At 74.2% G+C, this 21,454-nt stretch carries 20 protein-coding genes and 1 riboswitch; of the genes, 5 read left to right on the top strand and 15 right to left on the bottom strand.

Translation table 11 applies throughout. The features are described from left to right. Positions 1-29 precede the first annotated feature (29 nt). The 5 genes from ACFYZ3_RS01610 to ACFYZ3_RS01630 form a co-directional block, all read right to left on the bottom strand. A complete protein-coding gene (locus tag ACFYZ3_RS01610) occupies positions 30-866 on the bottom strand; it encodes an ECF transporter S component (protein ID WP_388513221.1) in 837 nt (278 codons plus the stop codon). Then, on the bottom strand, positions 863-2,554 hold the full coding sequence (locus ACFYZ3_RS01615; RefSeq protein ID WP_388513222.1) for an ABC transporter ATP-binding protein: 1,692 nt from the start codon (positions 2,552-2,554) through the stop codon (positions 863-865). The genes ACFYZ3_RS01610 and ACFYZ3_RS01615 overlap by 4 nt, the downstream gene beginning before the upstream one ends. Then, entirely contained in the window at positions 2,551-3,702 is a 1,152-nt protein-coding gene (locus ACFYZ3_RS01620) for a CbiQ family ECF transporter T component (protein WP_388513224.1), read from the bottom strand. The genes ACFYZ3_RS01615 and ACFYZ3_RS01620 overlap by 4 nt, the downstream gene beginning before the upstream one ends. Positions 3,703-3,769: 67 nt before the next feature. Beyond that, a complete protein-coding gene (locus tag ACFYZ3_RS01625) occupies positions 3,770-4,432 on the bottom strand; it encodes an SCO2322 family protein (protein WP_388513226.1) in 663 nt (220 codons plus the stop codon). Beyond that, a complete protein-coding gene (locus ACFYZ3_RS01630) occupies positions 4,429-5,688 on the bottom strand; it encodes a prenyltransferase/squalene oxidase repeat-containing protein (protein ID WP_388513228.1) in 1,260 nt (419 codons plus the stop codon). The genes ACFYZ3_RS01625 and ACFYZ3_RS01630 overlap by 4 nt, the downstream gene beginning before the upstream one ends. 129 nt (positions 5,689-5,817) lie before the next feature. Continuing rightward, positions 5,818-5,908: riboswitch (cobalamin riboswitch) on the bottom strand. Between the two features lie 99 nt (positions 5,909-6,007). On the opposite strand from ACFYZ3_RS01630, the gene ACFYZ3_RS01635 reads away from it, so the two are divergent. Then, positions 6,008-6,679 carry a phosphotransferase gene (locus ACFYZ3_RS01635; RefSeq protein WP_388513231.1) on the top strand — a complete coding sequence of 224 codons (672 nt, stop codon included), beginning with the start codon at positions 6,008-6,010 and terminating at the stop codon, positions 6,677-6,679. Between the two features lie 12 nt (positions 6,680-6,691). On the opposite strand, the gene ACFYZ3_RS01640 is transcribed toward ACFYZ3_RS01635, so the two are convergent. Then, positions 6,692-7,354 (bottom strand): TetR family transcriptional regulator, encoded by a 663-nt coding sequence (locus ACFYZ3_RS01640; RefSeq protein ID WP_388513233.1) that lies wholly within the window; start codon positions 7,352-7,354, stop codon positions 6,692-6,694. Positions 7,355-7,570: 216 nt separating this feature from the next. Between ACFYZ3_RS01640 and ACFYZ3_RS01645 the strand changes: the two genes are divergently transcribed. The 3 genes from ACFYZ3_RS01645 to ACFYZ3_RS01655 are packed head-to-tail and all read left to right on the top strand — an operon-like array spanning position 7,571 to position 10,856. Then, on the top strand, positions 7,571-9,034 hold the full coding sequence (locus ACFYZ3_RS01645; RefSeq protein WP_388513234.1) for a glycosyltransferase family 4 protein: 1,464 nt from the start codon (positions 7,571-7,573) through the stop codon (positions 9,032-9,034). Beyond that, positions 9,028-9,762, top strand: a complete 735-nt coding sequence (locus ACFYZ3_RS01650) for a class I SAM-dependent methyltransferase (RefSeq protein ID WP_133885966.1) — start codon at positions 9,028-9,030, stop codon at positions 9,760-9,762. Before ACFYZ3_RS01645 ends, ACFYZ3_RS01650 begins: the two co-directional genes overlap by 7 nt. Further along, positions 9,759-10,856 carry a prenyltransferase/squalene oxidase repeat-containing protein gene (locus ACFYZ3_RS01655; protein WP_388513237.1) on the top strand — a complete coding sequence of 366 codons (1,098 nt, stop codon included), beginning with the start codon at positions 9,759-9,761 and terminating at the stop codon, positions 10,854-10,856. Before ACFYZ3_RS01650 ends, ACFYZ3_RS01655 begins: the two co-directional genes overlap by 4 nt. Before the next feature lie 13 nt (positions 10,857-10,869). On the opposite strand, the gene ACFYZ3_RS01660 is transcribed toward ACFYZ3_RS01655, so the two are convergent. The 5 genes from ACFYZ3_RS01660 to ACFYZ3_RS01680 form a co-directional block, all read right to left on the bottom strand. Beyond that, positions 10,870-11,163: a hypothetical protein gene (locus tag ACFYZ3_RS01660; RefSeq protein ID WP_115741843.1), complete on the bottom strand. Its 294-nt coding sequence runs from the start codon at positions 11,161-11,163 to the stop codon at positions 10,870-10,872. A gap of 102 nt (positions 11,164-11,265) precedes the next feature. Beyond that, complete coding sequence (locus ACFYZ3_RS01665) at positions 11,266-12,144, bottom strand: hypothetical protein (protein WP_388513239.1); 879 nt, start codon at positions 12,142-12,144, stop codon at positions 11,266-11,268. 158 nt (positions 12,145-12,302) lie between these two features. Further along, positions 12,303-13,286, bottom strand: a complete 984-nt coding sequence (locus ACFYZ3_RS01670; protein ID WP_388513242.1) for an N-acetylmuramoyl-L-alanine amidase — start codon at positions 13,284-13,286, stop codon at positions 12,303-12,305. A 22-nt stretch (positions 13,287-13,308) separates the two neighbouring features. Continuing rightward, positions 13,309-13,977 carry a class I SAM-dependent methyltransferase gene (locus ACFYZ3_RS01675; RefSeq protein WP_388513245.1) on the bottom strand — a complete coding sequence of 223 codons (669 nt, stop codon included), beginning with the start codon at positions 13,975-13,977 and terminating at the stop codon, positions 13,309-13,311. Positions 13,978-14,104: 127 nt separating this feature from the next. Then, positions 14,105-15,862: an MFS transporter gene (locus ACFYZ3_RS01680; protein WP_388513248.1), complete on the bottom strand. Its 1,758-nt coding sequence runs from the start codon at positions 15,860-15,862 to the stop codon at positions 14,105-14,107. A gap of 263 nt (positions 15,863-16,125) precedes the next feature. Here ACFYZ3_RS01680 and ACFYZ3_RS01685 point away from each other — a divergent pair, with 263 nt between their 5' ends. Beyond that, positions 16,126-17,586, top strand: coding sequence for an MFS transporter (locus tag ACFYZ3_RS01685; protein ID WP_388513251.1), 1,461 nt, complete (start codon positions 16,126-16,128; stop codon positions 17,584-17,586). A 138-nt stretch (positions 17,587-17,724) separates the two neighbouring features. Here the strand turns inward: ACFYZ3_RS01685 and ACFYZ3_RS01690 are convergent, their stop codons facing one another. The 4 genes from ACFYZ3_RS01690 to ACFYZ3_RS01705 all read right to left on the bottom strand — a co-directional run bounded on the left by ACFYZ3_RS01690 (position 17,725) and on the right by ACFYZ3_RS01705 (position 21,374). After that, complete coding sequence (locus ACFYZ3_RS01690; RefSeq protein WP_388513253.1) at positions 17,725-18,357, bottom strand: response regulator; 633 nt, start codon at positions 18,355-18,357, stop codon at positions 17,725-17,727. Between the two features lie 113 nt (positions 18,358-18,470). Continuing rightward, positions 18,471-19,697: a sensor histidine kinase gene (locus tag ACFYZ3_RS01695; RefSeq protein ID WP_388513254.1), complete on the bottom strand. Its 1,227-nt coding sequence runs from the start codon at positions 19,695-19,697 to the stop codon at positions 18,471-18,473. A gap of 37 nt (positions 19,698-19,734) precedes the next feature. Then, positions 19,735-20,451, bottom strand: coding sequence for an ABC transporter permease (locus tag ACFYZ3_RS01700; RefSeq protein ID WP_388513256.1), 717 nt, complete (start codon positions 20,449-20,451; stop codon positions 19,735-19,737). Further along, positions 20,448-21,374, bottom strand: coding sequence for an ABC transporter ATP-binding protein (locus ACFYZ3_RS01705; RefSeq protein WP_388513259.1), 927 nt, complete (start codon positions 21,372-21,374; stop codon positions 20,448-20,450). Before ACFYZ3_RS01705 ends, ACFYZ3_RS01700 begins: the two co-directional genes overlap by 4 nt. Between the last annotated feature and the right edge of the window lie 80 nt (positions 21,375-21,454).

Raw genomic sequence — 21,454 nt, forward strand, 5'->3', positions numbered from 1 at the left:
CCGTCGGCGCCCCGGTCACGTGGCGCGGGTCAGCCGGTCGGCCGCTCGAACGTGACCGGCGTCTCGAAGGCCGCCCTGCGGGTCGCGCGGCGCAGCGCCTTCAGGACCGGGGTGCCGAGGGCCAGGGTCAGGACGACGGTCATGGCGGCGCGGCCGCCGTCCCAGCCCAGCGACGTGGCCAGGCAGTAGGCGAGGAAGTGGGCCAGGTTGGCGGGCAGCGACGCGTCCGGGTCGAAGGCGATGTTCGAGGAGAGCGTGTTCATGAAGGTCCAGCCCGCCAGGTTCATCACCGTGCCGTAGGCGAAGGCCGCAAGGAAGCCGTACGCCGCCAGCATCAGCAGCTCCGCGCGGCCGCGCAGGCGGTCGGGGCCCGGCAGCAGGCCCGCGCCCATCGTGAACCAGCCCATCGCCAGCATCTGGAACGGCATCCACGGCCCCACCCCGCCCGTGAGCAGCGCCGACGCGAACATGGTGACCGAGCCGAGGACGAAGCCGAAGCCGGGGCCCAGGACCCGACCGCTGAGGACCATGAGGAAGAACATCGGCTCCAGGCCGGCCGTCCCGGCGCCGATGGGGCGCAGGGCCGCGCCCGCCGCCGCCAGGACGCCGAGCATGGCCACCGCCTTGGGGCCCAGGCCGGACTCCGAGATGGTGGCCGCCACGACGGCCACCAGCAGCACCAGCACGCCCGCGAACAGCCACGGCGCGTCCTGCGTGTGCGCGTTCAGCGACGCGTCCGGCGGGGCCAGGAAGGGCCAGCCGAAGCCCGCCACGCCCACCGCGCTGACCAGCACGAGGGCGGCGACGGAGCGGGGGCCCAGGCGCACGGCGCGGGCCTGGCGCTGGGGAGGGGAGCCGCCGGTCATGACAGGGCCTCCCGAACCTGGGCCACGGTCAGCCACTTGCGCGGCGCCAGCACCTTGGCGACCTGTGGGGCGTAGGACGGCGAGGCCACCACCACGTCCGCCGCCGGGCCGTCGGCGATCACCTCGCCCTCGGCGAGGAGCACGACGCGGTGGGCCAGCTCGGCGGCCAGTTCCACGTCGTGCGTGGCCAGCACGATCGCGTGGCCCTCGGCGGCCAGGCCGCGCAGGATGCCGGCCAGCCGGGCCTTCGCCGCGTAGTCCAGGCCGCGGGTCGGCTCGTCCAGGAGGAGGAGGGGAGGGCGGGCGGTCAGGACGACGGACAGGGCGAGGGTGAGGCGCTGGCCCTCCGAGAGGTCCCGGGGGTGGGTGTCGTCCGTGATGCCGGGGAGCAGTTCCGACAGCAGCGCGAGGCAGGTGCCGGGGGCCGCGTCCGCGTCCCGGTCGGCGGCCGCGCACTCGGCGGCGACCGTGTCGGCGTACAGCAGGTCGCGCGGCTCCTGCGGGACCAGGCCGACGCGCCGTACGAGGTCGCGCGGCGCCGTGCGGTGCGGCACGGCGTCCCCGGCGTGGACCGAACCCGCCGACGGCTCGACCAGGCCGACGAGGGCCGAGAGCAGGGTCGACTTCCCGGCGCCGTTGCGGCCCATCAGGGCGACCGTCTCACCGGGGGAGACCTTCAGGTCGACGTGGCGCAGGGCCTGGACGCGGTCGCGGCGCACGGCGAGGGCGCGGACCTCGGCGGCGTACGGGGTGGGCGCCGAGGGATTCTCCGGGCGCTTTCCGCGGCGGCGCCAGCGGGAGGTGACGGGGCGCGGGGCGGGTGGCGCCGGGAGCGGGGCGGACGGCCGCGGGGTGTGGTCCGGGATCTCCCGGCCGGCCAGGCGTTCGCGCAGCGGGGCGGCCCGGCGGCGGGCGTCCCGGATCGTCAGCGGCAGCGGGGACCAGCCCGCCAGCCTGCCCAGGTCCACGACCGGTGGGTACACCGGGGACACGGCCATCACGTCCGCCGGAGCGCCGAGGAGCGGTGCCTCGCCGGGGGCCGGGAGCAGGACGACCTGGTCGGCGTACTGGATGACCCGTTCCAGGCGGTGCTCGGCCATCAGGACGGTCGTACCGAGGTCGTGGACCAGGCGTTGGAGGACGGCCAGGACCTCCTCGGCGGCGGCGGGGTCCAGGGCGGAGGTCGGCTCGTCCAGGACCAGGACGTCGGGGTGCGGGGTGAGGACCGAGCCGATGGCGACCCGCTGCTGCTGGCCGCCGGAGAGGGTGGCGATCGGGCGGGAGCGGAGGTCGGAGAGGCCCAGCAGGTCCAGGGTCTCCTCGACGCGGCGGCGCATCACGTCCGGGGCGAGGCCCAAAGACTCCATGCCGTAGGCCAGTTCGTCCTCGACGGTGTCCGTCACGAAGTGGGAGAGCGGGTCCTGGCCGACCGTGCCCACCACGTCGGCGAGTTCGCGCGGCTTGTGGGTGCGGGTGTCGCGCCCGGCCACGGTGACCCGGCCGCGCAGGGTGCCGCCGGTGAAGTGCGGGACCAGGCCGCCGACCGCGCCGAGGACGGTGGACTTGCCGACGCCGGAAGGACCGGCGAGCAGGACCAGTTCGCCTTCCGGTACCTCGAAGTCCACGGCCCGGACGGTGGGTTGGGTGGCGCCGTCGTAGGTGACCGACACGTCCTCGAAGCGGATCACGACGGCTCCTTCACGGACGTCTGCACGGCGGTCTCGGGTGCGGGGGTGACGAACGCCGGGAGCAGGCCGAGGAGTACGGCCGCCGCCGGCCACAGGGGGAGGGACGGTGCGACCAGGGGGACCACGCCCGGGTGCAGCGCCGCCGGGTCGCGGGCGGCGGCGAGGAAGAGCAGCGCGGCGACCGTCGCGCCGGAGGCGGTGACCAGCCAGGCCCGGGCGTCCCAGCGGTCGGGGCGGTACCGGGTGCGGACCGTGCGACGGCCGCCGAGCCACAGGCCCGCGACGGCGGCGGCGACACCGGCCAGGAGTACGGGGATGCCGTACGTGCCGCCCGCGGCGGTCAGCAGTCCGTACGTTCCCGCACAGATGCCGAGCAGGCCGCCGAGGGTGAGGGCGGCGGTGGTACGGCGCACGGGGGCCGGTACCTGTGCGGTACGGCCGTAGCCGCGGGCGTCCATCGCGGCGGCGAGGGCGACGGAGCGTTCCAGGGCGCCCTCCAGGACGGGGAGCCCCACCTGGAGCAGGCCCCGTACGCCCCGGTCCGGGCGGCCGCGCAGGCGGCGGGCGGCGCGCAGGCGCTGGACGTCGGCGATGAGGTTCGGCGCGAAGGTGAGGGCCACGACCACGGCGACGCCCATCTCGTACAGGGCGCCGGGGAGGGACTTCAGGAGGCGGGAGGGGTTGGCGAGGGCGTTCGCGGCGCCGACGCAGATGAGCAGGGTGGCCAGCTTCATCGCGTCGTACAGCGCGAAGGTGAGGCCCTCAGCGGTGACCCGGCCGCCGAGGCGGATGCCCTGCGCCCAGTCGGGGAGGGGGACTTCGGGGAGGGTGAGGAGGGTGTGGGTGCCGGGGATGGGGGAGCCGAGGAGGGTGGTGAAGAGGAGGCGGATGAGGAGGACGGCGAGGGCGAGTTTGACGAAGGCGCCGTAGGAGCGGGACCAGGGGGCGTGGGGGCGGCGGGTGACCACCACGTAGGCGGAGACGGTGATGAGGAGGGTGAGGAGGAGGGGGTTGGTGGTGCGGGTGGCGGCGGTGCCGAGGGCCAGCGCCCAGAGCCACCAGGCGCCGGGGTGCAGGGCGCCCCGGCGCTGGTGGCGGGCGGGGGTGGGGGCGCTTGCCCGCGCTGACGGGGTGTCGCCTGCGCCCACCCGTGCCGCCCCAGCGGCACGACTGCCCGCAGGGGATGCGGCGCGATTGCCCGCAGGGGATGCGGCGTTAGCGGGTTGCATTTCTGCGCCGCCTTGACTGCCAGGTCGCCGCGCCGGCCAAAGCCGCCACCACCGCTATGCCCGCGTAGAGGCCGATCGACGGGCCGTCGTCGTCGCCCTCGCCGTCCTCCGTGGCCTTCGGGGCGGCCGAGACGCCGGAGTCCTCCTTCTGCGACACCTGTTCGCCGCAGCCCGACTTCGGGTAGCCCGCTATCGCGCACAGCAGCGCGTTGGTGTTGTAGCGCAGGGGGTCGGCGACGGCGGCCAGGGCGTCGGCCGTGGTCGCGTCGGGGGAGAGCCGGGCGCAGGCGGTGCGGGGGGCGGGCGGGGTCTCGCCGGACGGGGCGTCGGGGGCCGTGCCGAAGTCGAGGACCAGCGCCACCCGCTTGGTGCCGTCCTCGGCCGGGGTCTTCGCGCAGATCGACGCGAAGTCCGCCGTGCCGCGCGGCTGGGCCGCGTCGCCCGAGTTCTCGCTCACCGCGAAGCGGAAGCCCTGGACGTCACCGTCGGAGGGGCGGGTCATGGACGGGCCCTGGGTGGCGTAGACCCACTTCGCGCCGTCGCGGTCCCAGAAGGACCAGTAGCGGTAGCCGGCGGCCTGCGCCTGGCCCGCGGTCCCGATCAGCAGGAACGCGGCCAGGAGGAGGGGGACGAGGCGGCGGGGCGTCACGGCTGCTGCTTCTTGTTGCGGTTGCTGAGCAGGAAGCCGATGCCGACGCCGAAGAGCAGGCAGACGCCGACGAACCACCAGACGCCGAAGGGGGAGTCGTCGTCCTTCTTCTCGTCCTTCGTCTTCTCGTCGTCGCTCGTCGTCGCGGTGTCCTTGGCCGTCGTGCCCTGCGGAGCGGGTCCCGTCGCGTTCAGCTTCGCGACCAGGTCCGTGCCGCCGAAGTCGCGCGGGTCGGTGCCCGTGGCGTGCGCGGCGAAGATCAGCTGGGCGTAGGCGGCCGGACCGCTCTCCCCGGCCCACTTCGCGGCGTTCTTCTTCAGCCAGGCCAGTGGCTCGGCCGCCTTGTCCGCGCCGCCCTGTGCGGCGAGGGCGACGACCGCGTCGGCGGTGTTGCCGTAGTCGGGCTGGTCGGCGGAGCCGCCGAGGGCGGAGACGAGGTGGCCGTCCTTGGCGAGCGTGTCGCTGAGATACGCGGCGGCGTTGACGGCGGCGCGCTCGCGGTCGGGCTTGCCCGCGTCGGCGCAGGACGCGGCGTCGGTCTTCCTGCCCGCCTCGGCGACCAGGCCCTCGCCGAGCGCGCCGAGGACACCCGCGGCGGTCGCGTCCGCGTTGGGGAGCAGCTTGCCGTCCTTGTCGGGCTGGAAGGCGAAGGCGCCCGCGCCCTTGTCCTTCGCGCAGGGCAGGGCGAAGGTCAGCAGGGCGTCGTAGGGGGACTTGCCGTCCTTCTCGACGTCCTCGGGGTTCGTCTCGGTGGCCGTCAGCGCGCCGATGACGACGGAGGTGGAGTTGGCGTCGCTGGGGGTGCCGGGGACGTAGCCCCAGCCGCCGTCCTCGTTCTGTACGGACTTCAGCCAGCCGAGGGCTTCCTCGATCACGTCGCCGTGCCCGCCGACGGCCCACAGGGCCTGGACGGCGGCGGCCGTGTTGTTGGTGTCGACCATGGTCTTGGCGTCGCAGGGCTTGGACGGGTCGGCGCGGAAGGGGGCGAAGGCGCCGTTCGCGCACTGCTGGTCCGTGAGCCACTTCACGGCCGTCGAGGACGGGACCACGCCCGCAGTGTCCTGCGCGAGCAGCGCGAGGGACTGGCGCCAGACACCGTCGTACTGGGGGTCGGTGCTCCCGTACAGCCCGGACGGTGCGGTCCTGGACGGGGAGGAGGACGGCGACGGATCGGCGGCGACCGCGGGCGCGGTGGCGGCGCCGATCACGGCTGTGGCGGCCAGAGCCGCGGCGCTGCTGCGACGGCGGACGTTCATGATCGGCGGGTGCCTTTCCCTGTGCGGGGTCCGGCAGCACGGGGCACCCCCGGCGGCTCGGCCCCGTATGCCTCGACGGTGCCCGTGCGCCGGCGGGTGCCGGGCACGTGAGCCGGTCACATCCGTGCGGGGCAGTCCGGCTCACCGTCCGGGAGCCTCGGGGAGGCTCGGCGGGCGGCTCACGGTTGCGGGTCAGCGCCGGAATTGCACCGGCTTCCCCCCGTACGGGTGATGACGACGCCGCCACCTTACCCGTCTCCCGGGTCCGGGCCGAGGGGTGGCCGGGGCGGGAGCAGCGGCCGGGGATACATTCCCGGGCATGCGGACGGGGAGACTGATCGGGGCGGGGCGTTCGGCCGACGTGTACGAGGTGGACGCGGGACGGGTGCTGCGGCGCGACCGGGAGGGCGTCGGGGACGCGGTGGCCGAGGGCGCGGTGATGGAACACGTGCGGAGGCACGGCTACCCCGTGCCACGGGTGTGGCCCGGGGCGACGGAGTCACCGCGCACGGACCTGGTCATGGAGCGGCTGACCGGGCCGACGATGCTGCGGGCCTGGCAGGACGGGGCATTGGCTCCCCAGGAGGTGGGCGGCATGCTCGCCGGGCTGCTGCGACGCCTGCACCGGGTACCCGCGTACCGCAGCGCCGACCCGGCCGCGCGCGTTCTCCACCTGGACCTGCACCCGGACAACGTGATCCTCACGGCGGACGGGCCCCGGGTGATCGACTGGTCCAACACCGAGGAGGGGGATCCCGCGCTGGACTGGGGCATGTCCGCGGTGATCCTCGCCCAGGTGGCGGCCGCCGGCGGACCGATGTCCGGGCCCGTCGAGGGCACGCTGGCCGCGCTGCTCGCCGATCCCCGTGCCCTCACGCCGGACGGTCTCGCCGAGGCGCTGCGGCGCCGGGCGGCCAACCCGACCATGAGCCGGGACGAGGTGGAGCTGCTGCCCGCCGCGGAGGCGCTGATCCGCTCCCGCCTGGACTGAACGGCGAGGCGCTCAGGGGCGCTCGGCCGCCTCTGCCGTCCCGGCCTCCGTCAGGTCGATCAGCCGGCACACCGTCTCGATGTCCACCCGCACCTGGGCGAGGGAGGTGCGGCCCGCCAGCCAGGTGATCAGGGTCGAGAGCCAGGTGTGCTCGACGACCCGGACCGCCGACAGCTGCTCGGGGGTCGGGTTCTCCAGCCCGCCCATCGCGTCCAGGATGATCGCCGTGGTCTGCCGGGAGACCTGGTCGACCTCCGGGGAGACGCTGCGGTCGGCGAAGGTCAGGGCACGGGCCATCGCCTCGGCCAGCCGGGGCTCGCGCTGCAACGCGCCGAAGGCCCGCATCAGGGTCTGCGCCACCCGGTCCGCGGCGGTCTCGCCGGTGGGCGGGCTCTTGCGCAGGGCGCCGTGCAGCCGCTCCAGCTGGTCGTGCATGGTCGCGACCAGCAGATGCACCTTGGACGGGAAGTACCGGTACAGCGTGCCGAGGGCGACCTGCGAGGACTCCGCGACCTCCCGCATCTGCACCGCCTCGAAGCCGCCCCGGCAGGCCAGCTGGGCGGTCGCGTGCAGGATGCGGCGGCGGCGCTCCCGCTGGCGCTCGGTGAGGGGCGGGGCGGTGGAGCGGTGCGCCGAAACGGGCGCCTTCGCCGCCGGGTTGTGCACCTTGGTCACCTACTTCCTCGGCGCGAGATCCGGGTCCCGCGTCCGGATCCCCCCGAGCCCGGCGCGACGGTGTGCCGCGCCGTGGCGTGAATCACCTGATCCACTCGGCACAGGGTCTCTACCTGCCGGTAGATTCGGAGCCTCTGACGATCAAGTCTGAAACTTGTTCTAGATTAACCTCCCGACGTAGTGTCGCGGGACAGCGCAGTGAGGAGGGGGCCCAGAGTGACCGCCGAGGCCAGTCAGACGGGTCCCCGTCCGGAGCCAGCCGCCGACGGCCTGCCACCGCTGCGCATCGCCCTCCTCACCTACAAGGGGAACCCGTTCTGCGGCGGCCAGGGCGTCTACGTCCGCCACCTCTCCCGCGAACTGGCCCGCCTCGGCCACCGCGTCGAGGTCATCGGCGCCCAGCCCTACCCCGTCCTGGACGACGGACCCCTCGTCGGCGACCGGCTCTCGCTCACCGAGCTGCCCAGCCTCGACCTCTACCGCCAGCCCGACCCCTTCCGCACCCCGAGGCGGGGCGAGTACCGGGACTGGATCGACGCGCTCGAGGTCGGCACGATGTGGACCGGCGGCTTCCCCGAGCCCCTCACCTTCTCGCTGCGCGCCCGCCGCCATCTGCGGGCCCGCCGCGGCGACTTCGACGTCGTCCACGACAACCAGACCCTCGGCTACGGCCTGCTGGGCGACGTGGGCGCGCCCCTGGTCACCACCATCCACCACCCCATCACCGTCGACCGGCAGCTCGAACTCGACGCCGCCGACGGTCGCAAGCGCCGCTACTCGGTCCGCCGCTGGTACGCCTTCACCCGGATGCAGAAGCGCGTCGCCCGCCGCCTGCCCTCCGTGCTCACCGTCTCCGGCACCTCCCGCCAGGAGATCGTCGACCACCTCGGCGTACGGGACGACCGCATCCACGTCGTCCACATCGGCGCCGACACCGACCTGTTCTCGCCCGACCCGTCGGTGCCGCGGGTGCCGGGCCGGATCGTGACGACCTCCAGCGCGGACGTACCGCTCAAGGGCCTCGTCTTCCTCGTCGAGGCGCTGGCCAAGGCGCGCACGGAGCATCCGCGGGCCCACCTCGTCGTCGTCGGCAAGCGGCCCGCCGAGGGGCCCGTCGCCCAGGCGATCCAGCGGTACGGCCTCGAAGGCGCCGTCGAGTTCGTCAAGGGCATCTCGGACGCCGAACTGGTCGACCTCGTGCGGTCCGCCGAGGTCGCCTGCGTGCCCTCGCTGTACGAGGGGTTCTCGCTGCCCGCCGCCGAGGCCATGGCGACCGGCACGGCGCTGCTGGCCACCACCGGCGGGGCCGTCCCCGAGGTCGCCGGACCCGACGGGGAGACCTGCCTCGCGGTGCCGCCGGGCGACGCGGACGCGCTGGCCGCCGGGCTGAACCGGCTGCTCGGCGACCGCGAACTGCGGGCCAGGCTCGGCGCCGCCGGACGCGAGCGCGTGCTGCGCCACTTCACCTGGGCCCGCGCCGCCGAGGGCACCGTCGCCCGCTACCGCGAGGCCATCGGCCACCGTCCCTCCGGCACGAGCACGGGCACGGGCGCCCCGAGCGCCGCGAGTGCCCCGGGGGCCGGGCCCGCGGGCCGGAAGCCGACCTCGGCCCCAGCCCCGACCGCGACCCCGACCACCAGTGACACCGGCGTCTATCCCGAAAGCAGGGCCACGTGCTGACCGTCGACTTCTCCCGGTTCCCGCTCGCCCCCGGCGATCGCGTCCTGGACCTCGGCTGCGGCGCCGGCCGGCACGCGTTCGAGTGCTATCGGCGCGGGGCACGGGTCGTCGCGCTGGACCAGAACGCGGAGGAGATCCGCGAGGTCGCCAAGTGGTTCGCGGCGATGGAGGAGGCCGGTGAGGCCCCGGCCGGTGCCACCGCGACCGCCATGGAGGGCGACGCGCTCGCCCTGCCCTTCCCCGACGAGTCCTTCGACGTCGTCATCATCTCCGAGGTGATGGAGCACATCCCCGACGACAAGGGCGTCCTCGCCGAGATGGTCCGCGTCCTCAAGCCCGGCGGACGCATCGCGATCACCGTGCCGCGCTACGGCCCCGAGAAGGTCTGCTGGACCCTGTCCGACGCGTACCACGAGGTCGAGGGCGGCCACATCCGCATCTACCGGGCCGACCAGCTCCTCGCTCGCATCCGCGAGGCCGGACTCAAGCCGTACGGCACCCACCACGCACACGCGCTGCACTCGCCGTACTGGTGGCTGAAGTGCGCGTTCGGCGTCGACAACGACAAGGCGCTGCCGGTGCGGGCGTACCACAAGCTGCTGGTGTGGGACATCATGAAGAAGCCGCTGGCGACGCGGGTCGCCGAGCAGGCGCTGAACCCGCTGATCGGCAAGAGCTTCGTCGCCTACGCGACCAAGCCGCACCTGCCGACGGTGGACGCCGCGTGACCGCGCCCCGCACCCCCGGCACACCCCGCACTCCGCGCACCGAACACCTCGTCCTGCCCGGCGTCCTCACCGCCGACGAGGCCGCCGCGACCGTCCGGGGCATCCTCGCCGTCCAGCGCGAGGACGGCGCGATCCCGTGGTTCCGCGGGCACCACCTCGACCCGTGGGACCACGTCGAGGCGGCGATGGCCCTGGACACGGCCGACGAGCACGAGGCCGCCGAGCGGGCCTACGCGTGGCTGGCCCGGCACCAGAACCAGGACGGCTCCTGGTACGCCGCCTACGCCGACGGGGACTTCGCCGACGTCACCGACCGCGGCCGGGAGACCAACTTCGTCGCCTACGTCGCGGTCGGCGTCTGGCACCACTACCTCGCCACCGGCGACGACCTGTTCCTGGACAGGATGTGGCCCGTCGTCCACGCGGCGGTCGAGTTCGTGCTGCGCCTCCAGCAGCCCGGCGGGCAGATCGGCTGGCGCCGGGGCGACGACGGCACCGACACCACCGACGCGCTGCTGACCGGCAGTTCCTCCGTCCACCACGCCCTGCGCTGCGCGCTCGCCATCGCCGAGCAGCGCGAAGAGCCGCAGCCCGACTGGGAGTTGGCGGCGGGCGCGCTGCGGCACGCCATCCGCCGCCACCCGGAGCGCTTCCTGGACAAGGGCCGCTACTCGATGGACTGGTACTACCCGGTCCTCGGCGGCGCGCTGACCGGCACGGAGGCCAGGTCCCGCATCAAGGAGAGCTGGGACCGTTTCGTGGTCCCGGGCCTCGGCGTGCGCTGCGTCGTACCCAACCCGTGGGTGACGGGCGGCGAGTCGGCCGAACTCGCGCTCGCCCTGTGGGCGGTGGGCGAGTCCGACCACGCCCTGGAGATCCTCCAGTCCATCCAGCACCTGCGGGACCCGGACAGCGGCCTGTACTGGACGGGCTACGTCTTCGAGGACGAGGCGGTCTGGCCCCGCGAACTGACCACCTGGACGGCCGGTTCCCTGCTCCTGGCCGTCGCCGCGCTCGGCGGCCACGAGGCCACCTGCCAGGTCTTCGCGGGCGACCGGCTGCCGCGGGGCCTGGACCCCGACTGCTGCGTCTGAGGGCCGGCCGGCGTCAGCCCCGGTGGAGACGGTTGGCGACGGCGTGGCCGACGAAGAGGTAGACGACCGCGGCCAGTCCGTACCCGGCGACCACGCGGGCCCAGGCCTCGTCGAAGGTGAAGAGGTCGTGCGACCAGCCGGCCAGCCAGTCGGCCGCGTCATGGACGAACCGCACCAGGTCGTTGGCCCGGTTGGCGTCCAACAGATACATCAGGATCCACAGTCCGAGGATGAAGGCCATGATGTCCGCGATCACCGCGACGGCCGTTCCGGCGGAGTGGGAGCCACTGCGCGTTCGAGGGGACATGCCTTCCGTCTGGCCCGCAAAGCGCGTTCGAAACCTACGGCCCCTCGCCCGGAAGTACCGGTGGGCGAGGGGCCGTTGAGGTGATCGGAGGAGCGGGGCCGGTCAGCCGCGCTGGATGCCCGAGGTGTCCTGGAGGACGCCGCGGCGCCCGTCCTGGGTCTGCGCGACCAGGTTGGCGCCGCGCTGCTCGACGGCCAGGTACCAGGTACCCGGCGCCAGCTCGGCGATTGGCGTCGGGGAGCCGTCCTCCGCGAACAGCGGACGCGGCACCGGCACGGCGAACCAGAACGGGGAGAAGTCCCCGGCCGGCTGCGCCTGCGCCTGCTGCGGGGCCTGCGGCTGGCCGGGCTGGGGCTGACCGGGCTGCGGGTGGCCCGGCTGCGGCTGGCCGCCGAAGGACGGACCGGGCTGACCCGGCTGTCCGGGCTGGCCCGGCTGACCGCCGTACGGCTGCTGCTGGGCGCCCGGGTAGCCGTAACCACCCTGGGGCTGGCCGCCGTAGGGCTGCGGCGCGGCCGGACGGGCGGCCGGGATCAGGGTGCCCTTGAGGGCCGGGAGCAGCGGCGTGGCCACGGCCGCGGCGGCCATGACCAGCGTGGCGACGAGAGCGAGGATCAGGCCCGTCCCGGCACCGATGCCGCTCGCACCCCCGTCGTTGTCGAAGGCGCCCGCCGGGTCGAAGATGTTGCCGAGCGCGCACCACGCGGCGAAGACCGTGAACGCGATGCCGAACTGGCCGAGGTCGAGACCCGCCACCTTCTTGGGCTGCGGCATGGCGCGGTTCACGACGACGAGCGCGGCGCCGATGACGCCCGCCAGGACGACACCGAGCACGACCGAGCCACTGCCCCACAGGCTGGGGATGTCGGCGCTGTCCGGCGCACCGTCGATCGAGTAGATGTCGAGGAACGACGCGATCAACAGCAACACCGCTGCTCCGATCACCACGCCGTCGCCTCGAGTGAGCGAGCGGATATTCACTTCAGGTCCTTCGTAGGTCGTCTCGTCGTCGGTAGAGGCGTCGCTGTCACGACGGCGCCGAAAGGTTCCGGTGTGAAGCGCGGGGGTGGCCCCTCATCGTACGGACGACACTATCGTCCGGACCTCGGGGCTGTCCGCAGGGATCGGGACGCCGGTCACTACCCGCGCAGGAAACTCACGATTCCCTCAGACATCCCCTGCGCCGCCTTCTGCCGCCAACTGCCGCTGGTCAGCAGGGCCGCGTCCTTGCTGTCGCGCATGTTGCCGCACTCGATGAACACCTTGGGAACCGTTGACAGATTGAGACCGCCCAGGTCCGTGCGCGTGACCAGACCGGTGCCGTCGCCGAGGTAGTTCGAGGGCGCGGTGCCCGTGACGCGCACGAAACTGCCCGCGACGCGCTTGCCCAGTTCGGCGGAGGGCGCCACGATCGCGCGGGTGTCGGCGGCCCCCTCGTGCACCGGGCCCGGCATGATCACGTGGAAGCCGCGGTTGCCCGCCCCCGACCCGTCGGCATGGATCGAGATCGCGGCGTCGGCCTTCGCCTCGTTGCCGATCCGGGCCCGTTCGTCCACGCAGGGGCCGAAGGAACGGTCGCCGTCCTGCGTCAGCTTCACGGTCGCGCCCTGCTCCTCCAGGAGGGTGCGCAGCCGGTGGGCCACGTCGAGGGTGAACTTCGCCTCGGGCCAGCCCGCGTTGGTGGCCGTGCCCGTCGTGTCGCACTCCTTCCAGTGCGTGCCGACGTTCACCTTGCGGTTGATCTCGGACGCGTGCTGGAAGTTGGCGGCGTTGTGGCCGGGGTCGATGACGACGACCCTGCCCTCGAGAGGCCCGGAGGCGGGGAGTCCGGAGGCGGACGCGGACGGGGCCTTCGACGTGGGGGCGGGCGAGGAACCCGCGGGCTTCTCGGCGCCGCCCTCGGACGCGGGAGCACCGGAGGCCGACGGCGCCGCCGACGTCCGTACGGCGCCCGCCCGGTCGGAGCCGCCCCCGTCCCCGTCGCCGGGGCCGTCGACCGCCGCGTACACCCCCCACCCGAGCAGCGCCCCCGGCACCAGCGCGGCGACCGCCACGGTCAACGGGCGGCGCAGCGGGGAGCGGCGGGGCTGGGGAGGTTCGAAGTCCGGGCCTGTGTACGACACGTCAGCGACTCTAACCGCGCCCTCAGATCCCCGCGCCGGTTCGCCGCAGGACGCGCAGCGAGTCGGTCGCGGAGACCTCGGTGAACGCGCCGGACGCCAGCGCCCTGAGGTGGACGCGGTAGGGGGCCTGGCCGGTGAACTCGTCGGCCGGGTCGGGGAAGACGTCGTGGATGGCCAGCAGGCCGCCGTCGGCGACGTGCGGGGCCCAGCCCTCGTAGTCGGCGTTCGCGTGCTCGTCGGTGTGGCCGCCGTCGATGAAGACGAGGCCGAGGGGCGAGTTCCAGACCGCGGCGATCTGGGGGGAGCGGCCGACCAGTGCGATCACGTGCTCCTCCAGACCGGCCCGGTGCAGGGTGCGGCGGAAGGTGGGCAGGGTGTCCATCACGCCCAGCTCCGGGTCGACCGTCTCCGGGTCGTGGTAGTCCCAGCCCGGCTGCTGCTCCTCGCTGCCCCGGTGGTGGTCGACGGTGAGCGCGGCGACCCCGGCCCGGCGGGCCGCGTCGGCGAGCAGCACGGTGGAACGCCCGCAGTACGTGCCGACCTCCAGCAGCGGCAGCCCGAGCCCGCCCGCCTCCACGGCGGCGGCGTACAGCGCGCGGCCCTCGTGCGCGGGCATGAACCCCTTCGCGGCCTCGAAGGCGGCCAGGACTTCGGGGGCGGGGCTGGGGGCGGAGGCGGGGGCCGCGGTCATGGGGGCCTTTCGGTGGTCGTGCGGGGTGTTGCAGGGCGTTGCGGGGATGTGCCGGCGCCCCATGCTGCCGTACCCCCCGCCGCGTGGTGCGACAGGGGGTACGGGGGCCGGGCGGGCGGGGCGAGGGTCAGGCGGGGACCGTCTCGCCCGGCAGGGACAGGTCCAGGTCGACCGGGCGGTCACCGCCGTGGGTGGCCGCGTGGGCGAGCGGGGCGTGGCCCGCGGCACGGGCCGCCAGGACGTACGGGCCCTGGGCGGGCACGGCGAGGGCGTAGCTGCCGTCGCCCGCGGAGAGGGTCGCGCCCGCCTGCCGTCCGTGCCGGTCGATCAGGGTGACCTTGGCGCGGGCGACGGGGGCGCCGTCGGCGGCCAGCACCCGGCCCCGGAAGCCGTGCGGGTGCTGCCCGGCCCCGGCGAGCGCCTGCTCGGCGCGGGCCAGGTTCGCGTCCTCCTCGCTGCTCGCGCGCAGCTGCGAGACCGCCGCCGGGGTGCTGCGGGGCAGGAAGAAGGCCAGGACCAGGCCGACGGCGACCGCGCCCGCCGCGATCATGAAGGAGACGCGGAAGCCGTGCAGGGTGGGGACGGCGACGCCGCCCACGTCGTTCGCCGTGTTGGCCAGCACCATGCCGATGACGGCGCTCGACACGGACGTACCGATGGACCGCATCAGCGTGTTGAGGCCGTTGGCGGCGCCCGTCTCGGAGGCCGGGACCGCGCTGATGATCAGGGCGGGCAGGGAGGAGTAGGCGAGGCCGATGCCCGCGCCGATCAGCACCGAGGTGACGACGGTCTGCCAGGCGGCGCTCATCAGGCCGAGACCGCCGGCGTAACCGATGCCGATGATCACCAGGCCGATGATGAGGGTGGTGCGGGGGCCGTAGCGGGCGGACAGGCGGGCGTAGACCGGCGCGGTGAACATCATCGTCAGGCCCAGCGGCGCTACGCACAGGCCCGCGACCACCATCGACTGACCGAGGCCGTAGCCGGTCTCCGAGGGCAGCTGGAGGAGCTGCGGCAGGACGAGGGAGATGACGAAGAAGGAGACGCCGACCATGATCGAGGCGAGGTTGGTGAGCAGCACCTCGCGGCGGGCCGTGGTGCGCAGGTCGACCAGCGGGGCCGCGACGCGCAGCTCCATGAGGCCCCACAGGAGCAGTACGACGACGGCGGCGGCGAACAGGCCCAGCGTGGTGGGCGACGACCAGCCCCAGTCGCTGCCCTTGCTGAGCGGCAGCAGGAAGAGGATCAGACCGGCGGTCAGGCCGAGCGCGCCCGGCAGGTCGAAGGAGCCCTTGGCGCGCAGCGGGGACTCCGGCACGACCAGCAGGGTCAGGGCGATGGAGACGACGCCGAGGCCGGCGGCGCCGTAGTACAGGGCGTGCCAGTCGGTGTTCTGTGCGACCAGGGCCGCGGCGGGCAGCGCCAGACCGCCGCCGACGCCGATCGAGGAACTCATCAGGGCCATCGCCGAGCCGAGCCGCTCGCGGGGCAGCATGTCGCGCATCAGGCCGATGCCGAGGGGTATGGCGCCCATCGCGACGCCCTGGAGCGTACGGCCGACGATCATCGGGACCAGGGCGTCGGTGAGCGCGCTGAGCAGCGCGCCGGCGACCATCACCGACAGGCTGGCGATCAGCATGCGGCGCTTGCCGAACAGGTCGCCGAGCCGGCCCATGATCGGCGTGGCCACGGCTCCGGACAGGAGCGTGGAGGTCAGGACCCAGCTGGCGTTGCTGGGTGAGGTGTCCAGAAGTCGGGGCAGGTCCTTGATGACGGGGACCAGCAGGGTCTGCATCACCGCGACGACGATGCCCGCGAACGCGAGCACCGGGACGGTGGCCCGGGTAGCTCGCCGCGCGGGCTCGTCGGTCGTCGTGTGGGACATGGGGTGGGGCCTCCAGGCCGGAGATGGCGGGTGCGGTGCGTGATCGTGATACGTGCAAGCTGAACCTCGTGCGCCCGGGCAACTATTCCGTTGCTTCGAGTCCCTAACTAATTCTTGACCTTCTCTTGGCGTTCAGGGGAGGGAGACGGAAGGGGAGGGGAGACCGAGGGGGTGGCTGGGGGTGGCTAGGTCGCGAGACCTAGGCCCGTCCGGGGCCGAAATACCGATGCAAGGGGCAGGCGCCGGTTGAGACCATGACACCCATGCTCGAAGCCACCGGTTCCCCCGCCTCCGCCGCCACGCGGATATCCCCGCGCCGTACCCCGCCCACCTGGCTGGTCGTGGCGCTCGCCTGCGCCGGACAGTTCCTGGTCGTGCTCGACGTGTCCGTCGTCAACGTCGCCCTGCCCTCGATGCGGGCCGACCTCGGCCTGAGCGCGCAGGGGCTCCAGTGGGTGGTCAACGCCTACGCCATCGCCTTCGCCGGGTTCATGCTGCTCGGCGGGCGGGCCGGCGACCTCTACGGGCGCAAGCGGATGTTCCTGGTCGGGCTCGGGCTCTTCACGCTGGCCTCACTGGGCGGCGGCCTCGCGCAGGAGGGCTGGCAGCTGCTCGTCGCGCGCGCCCTGCAAGGGCTGGGCGCGGCCGTACTCGCCCCCTCGACGCTGACGATCCTGACCGCCGCGGTGCCGGAGGGCGCGGCGCGGGCCCGTGCGATCGCGACCTGGACCGCCGTGGGCGCGGGCGGCGGCGCCGCGGGCGGTCTGGTGGGCGGCGCCCTGGTGGACGGGCTGTCCTGGCGCTGGGTGCTGCTGATCAACGTGCCGGTGGGCGCGGTCGTGCTGGCGGGTGCCGCGCGGTGGCTGGCCGAGAGCAGGGGCGGCCCGCGGCGCCGGCTCGACCTGCCGGGCGCGCTGCTGGTGACCGCCGGTCTCGCCACGCTGGCCTACGGCATCTCGCAGACCGAGTCCGAGGGGTGGGCGGCCCCGGCGGCGCTGGTGCCGCTGCTGGCCGGACTCGCGCTGCTCGGGCTCTTCCTCCTCGTCGAGGCACGGACGGCGGCGCCGCTGATGCCGCTCGGGCTGCTGCGGCTGCGGTCGGTGGCGTCGGCGAACGTGGCGATGCTGGTGTCCGGCTCGTCGATGTTCTCCATGTGGTTCTTCATGACCCTGTACGCGCAGAACGTGCTCGGCTACTCCCCGCTGGAGGCGGGCCTGGCCCTCGTGCCCAGCTCCCTGGCGGTGATCCTCGGCTCGAAGGCCGCCCCGCGGTTCCTGCCGGTGCTGGGCGCGCGCAACGTGGCGGTGCTCGGCACGCTCGTCGCGGCGGTCGGCTTCGGCTGGCAGTCGACGATGACCGCGGACGGCGGCTATGTGACCGCGATCATGATCCCCGGCGTACTGATGATGCTGGGCGCGGGCATCGCGGCGACCCCGCTGGCCTCGCTGGCCATCTCCGGCGCGGCGCCCGGGGACGCCGGACTGGTCTCCGGGCTGATCAACACCTCCCGGACGATGGGCGGTTCGCTGGGACTCGCGGCGATGTCGACGATCGCGGCCACCCGGTCCGGGGGCGAGGACGCGGGCCCGGCGGCCCTGACGGACGGCTACGCGCTGGTCTTCCGCACGGCAGCGGTGGTCCTGGTCGCCGCGGCCCTCCTGATGTGGACCTGGCTCCCGGCAGGCCGCCCGAAGCCCGAGCTGAAGGCCCACAGCACAGACTGAGCGCCCCAAGGGGGCACCTTCTGTCGCCGGGTCGGTGCAGCGCCCCAAAGGGGCGCGGGGAACTGCGCGAGCAACCCCCACGGGCCCGCGGCCGACGAACCGCCCCGGCCGCGGCCGACGAACTGGCCCGGGGCCCAGTCAGAGCCACCCCTGTCCCCGCGCCGCGCGGAGCGCCTCCGTGCGGTTGCGGGTGGCGGTCTTGCCGATGGCCGCAGAGAGGTAGTTGCGCACCGTGGACTCGGACAGATGCAGCGCGCCGGCGATGTCGGCGACCGTCGCACCGTCCGCCGAGGCCCGCAGGACGTCGCACTCCCGCGCGGTGAGCGGGCTGGGACCCGCGCTGAGCGCGGCGGCGGCGAGCGCCGGGTCGACGACGGTCTCGCCGTCCAGCACCCGGCGGATCGCCCCGGCCAGCTCCTCCACCGGGCCGTCCTTGACCAGGAAACCGGCGGCGCCCGCCTCCATGGCCCGCCGGAGGTACCCGGGGCGGCCGAACGTGGTCAGGATCAGCACCCGGCAGCCGGGCGCCCGCTCCCGCAGCTCGGCGGCGGCGTCCAGTCCGCTCAGGCCCGGCAGTTCGATGTCGAGGAGGGCGATGTCGGGGCGGTGCGTGAGCGCGGCGGCGACGATCTCGTCCCCGGCCGACACCTGCGCGACCACCTCGATGTCGTCCTCCATCCCGAGCAGCAGCGCGAGCGCGCCCCGCATCATGCCCTGGTCCTCGGCGAGGAGGACGCGAACGGGGTGGGCGGGGGGCGTCTCGTCGGTCACGGGGCAAGAGTAGAGGGCAGACGCTCAAGGGCAGGTGCTCAAGGGCAGGTGCTCCAGGGCAGGTACTGGAGGGCAGACGCACCGGAAGCCCGGGGCCTCGCCCGGCGCGGGCGCTACGCCGGTGCGCCCACCGGCTTCCCCTCCGCCGGAACCGGCAGCTCCGCCGTCACCGAGAACCCGCCCCGGGGTTCCACCCCCGCCGTCAGCGACCCGCCCGCCGTGGCGAGGCGCTCCCTGAGCCCGGTCAGACCGGTGCCCGGCCCCTGGGTGGAGAGGGCGGCGCCCGTGCCGTTGTCCGTGACCGTCAGCCGGACCCGGTCCGCACTGCCCGCGACCGCGATCTCGCACCGGCTCGCCCCGCTGTGCCGTACGACGTTGGTGACCGCCTCCCGCACCACCCACCCCAGCAGCGCCTCCGCCTGCGGGGGCAGCGGCGGTCCTGAGCGGCGCACCACCGGGTCCACGTCCGCCGCGCTCAGCGCGGAACGCGCCCGGTCCAGCTCGGTGCCGAGGCTGCCCTCCCGGTAGCCGGTGACCGCCTCGCGGACCTCGGTCAGCGCCTGGCGGCCGACCGACTCGATGTCCGTGATCTGGGTCAGCGCCGCGTCCAGGTCGCGGGGCGCCAGCCGGCGGGCGGCCTCCGACTTGACCACGATCACGGACAGCGTGTGTCCCAGCAGGTCGTGCAGGTCCCGCGAGAACCGCAGCCGCTCCTCCGCCACCGCCCGCGTGGCCAGTTCCTCCCGGGCGGCCCGCAACTGACGTACGGCGTCGGACAGGCTCAGGATCGCGGCCGTCACCATCGTCGACAGGAAGGTCCCGTAGGCGATGTTCAGGCCGTTCCAGCCGTCCTTGACGCCCGCCACCGCACCCGCCACCACCGCCAGCGACCAGCCCCAGCGGCCCAGCCACCGGCCGCGCAGCGCCGCCCCCGCGGCCAGGCCGAGCAGCGGGAAGAACAGCAGCCAACTGCCCCCGTACGCCAGTGCCAGACCACAGGTCACCAGCGCCATGGCGGCCAGCGCCAGCCGCGTGGACGGCGACTCGCGCAGCTCCTTGTCGAAGGAGCGGAAGGCGACGTAGATGTAGAGCGAGTTGAAGACGAACAGGCCGAGGCCGCCGACCCAGGGGTTGGAGCTGTTCCCCTGGAAGATGTTCGCCAGGCTGCCCAGACCCATCAGCAGCCACGGCAGCAGCGTGAAACCGGTGGGCGGCGGCCCCATCCGCTCCGACCTCTCGCCGCCCGCGCCGGCCGGATCGGCCGGATCGGACTGCCGGGCCAGCTGCCACGCGTCCAGACGGCACGACATGCTGCGCAGCCGCCCTCGGGTCCCGGTCATGGGTGTCGGCTCCCTTCCACTCCGGCGCCCGGGGCGCTCAGTCGTTCGCCGCGACACGGCGGTAGGACAGGACGGCGTACGCGCCGAAGGCCAGCAGCCACCCCGTCAGAACGAGAATGGCACCCGCGGGAGGCGCGTGCCCCGTGGCGACCGAGGTGCCCAGCTGCGCGAAGCGGTTGGTCGGGGTGTACGCCGACACCGTGCGCAGCCACTGAGGGAACAGCACCAGCGGGAACCACAGCCCGCCGAGCACCGCGAGACCCAGGTTGGCCACCATGTTCGCCACACCCGTGGTCTGCCCGGTCAGCCGGTAGCCGTTGCCCAGCCCCAGCAGCGTGAACGGCACGGACCCGAGCCACAGCAGCAGCGCCAGCGCCGCCCACTGCCAGGCGGCCAGCCGCACGCCGTTGAGCAGACCGCCCGCGGCGAGCACGGCCGTGATCGCGGGCAGCACGGTGACCGAGGCGGTCAGGGCACGGCCCACGACCACCTGGTGCGGGCGCATCGGAGTCACCCGCAACTGCCGCAGCCAGCCGATGGCACGGTCCTCGGCGACCCCGCCGCCGGTGTTGAGGGCGGAGCCGACCGCGCCGTACGCGGCCATGCCGACCATCGCGCCCGTCTTCCACTCGCCCGCGTCGCCCCCGAGGTTGGTGAACAGCAGGTACATCAGCACCGGCATGGCGACACCGCCGACGACGAAGCCGGGGTCGCGCAGTGTGCGGCGCGTTTCCAGGATCAGGTAGTCCCTCATCGCACGCTCTCCTTCTCCGGCACCGGTGCCGCCGTCGTCAGGGCCAGGAACGCGTCGTCCAGGGACGCGGGGGCGACCTCCAGGCCGCGTATCGCGCCGAGCCGCGCGAGGGCGATCACGGTCGCGTCGGAATCCTCGGTGCGCAGCAGCGCGCGGTCCCCGCGCACCTCCAGCGAGCGGACCCCGGGCAGCAGCGTCAGGTCCCCGGTGGCCCGGCCGGCCAGGTCGAAGGAGACGCGGCTGCCGCCCGCCGCCCGGCGCAGCTCGTCACCGGTGCCGTCCGCGACGATCCGCCCCCGGTCGACGACCAGGATCCGGTCGGCGTGCGCCTCGGCCTCCTCCAGGTAGTGGGTGGAGAACAGGACCGTGCTGCCGCGCCGGGCGTACGCCCGCATCGACTGCCAGAAGGCGTGCCGGGCCTCCACGTCCAGGGCCGCCGTCGGTTCGTCCAGGACCAGCAGGTCGGGGCGGCCGGCCAGGGCGAGCGCGAACCGCACGCGCTGGGTCTGCCCGCCGGACAGCCGGTCCACGCGCCGCCCGGCCAACTGCGCGATCCCGGCCAGCTCCAGGGCCTGCCCGACCGGCATCGGTGCCGGATAGCGGCCGGCCACGAAGGCGACCAGCTCGCCCACGGTGACCCGGGGCACCGCCCGCGCCTCCTGGAGCATCGCGCCCACCCGGCCGGCGCGCACGGCACGCTCCGCGGTCCCGCCGAACAGCTCCACGGTGCCCGCGTCGGGCGGGCACAGGCCGAGCAGCAGCGCGATCGTCGTCGACTTGCCCGCGCCGTTGCGGCCGAGCAGCGCGACCGTCTCGCCGCACTCGATGCGCAGGTCCACGCCGTCGACGGCGCGGACGTCGCCGTAGGCCTTGGCCGCTCCTTCGAAGGCTACGGCGGGGGTGGTGCCCTCAGTCGGTCTCATACCGGTGACGCTACGGAGTCGGCCGGGACGGGCGGCAGATGCGGTTGTCCGGAGTTGGCGATGACAAATGTCATGGGTGG

The sequence above is a fragment of the Streptomyces sp. NPDC001599 genome (assembly GCF_042893535.1).
GTDB lineage: Bacteria > Actinomycetota > Actinomycetes > Streptomycetales > Streptomycetaceae > Streptomyces.

What these genes read in the sequence shown, in the direction of transcription:
- ACFYZ3_RS01610 (WP_388513221.1), bottom strand. Translation starts at nt 866, where the DNA reads ATGACCGGCGGCTCCCCTCCCCAGCGCCAGGCCCGCGCCGTGCGCCTG.
- ACFYZ3_RS01630 (WP_388513228.1), bottom strand. Translation starts at nt 5,688, where the DNA reads ATGAACGTCCGCCGTCGCAGCAGCGCCGCGGCTCTGGCCGCCACAGCC.
- ACFYZ3_RS01635 (WP_388513231.1), top strand. Translation starts at nt 6,008, where the DNA reads ATGCGGACGGGGAGACTGATCGGGGCGGGGCGTTCGGCCGACGTGTAC.
- ACFYZ3_RS01660 (WP_115741843.1), bottom strand. Translation starts at nt 11,163, where the DNA reads ATGTCCCCTCGAACGCGCAGTGGCTCCCACTCCGCCGGAACGGCCGTC.
- ACFYZ3_RS01675 (WP_388513245.1), bottom strand. Translation starts at nt 13,977, where the DNA reads ATGACCGCGGCCCCCGCCTCCGCCCCCAGCCCCGCCCCCGAAGTCCTG.
- ACFYZ3_RS01680 (WP_388513248.1), bottom strand. Translation starts at nt 15,862, where the DNA reads ATGTCCCACACGACGACCGACGAGCCCGCGCGGCGAGCTACCCGGGCC.
- ACFYZ3_RS01685 (WP_388513251.1), top strand. Translation starts at nt 16,126, where the DNA reads ATGCTCGAAGCCACCGGTTCCCCCGCCTCCGCCGCCACGCGGATATCC.
- ACFYZ3_RS01695 (WP_388513254.1), bottom strand. Translation starts at nt 19,697, where the DNA reads ATGACCGGGACCCGAGGGCGGCTGCGCAGCATGTCGTGCCGTCTGGAC.
- ACFYZ3_RS01700 (WP_388513256.1), bottom strand. Translation starts at nt 20,451, where the DNA reads ATGAGGGACTACCTGATCCTGGAAACGCGCCGCACACTGCGCGACCCC.
- ACFYZ3_RS01705 (WP_388513259.1), bottom strand. Translation starts at nt 21,374, where the DNA reads ATGAGACCGACTGAGGGCACCACCCCCGCCGTAGCCTTCGAAGGAGCG.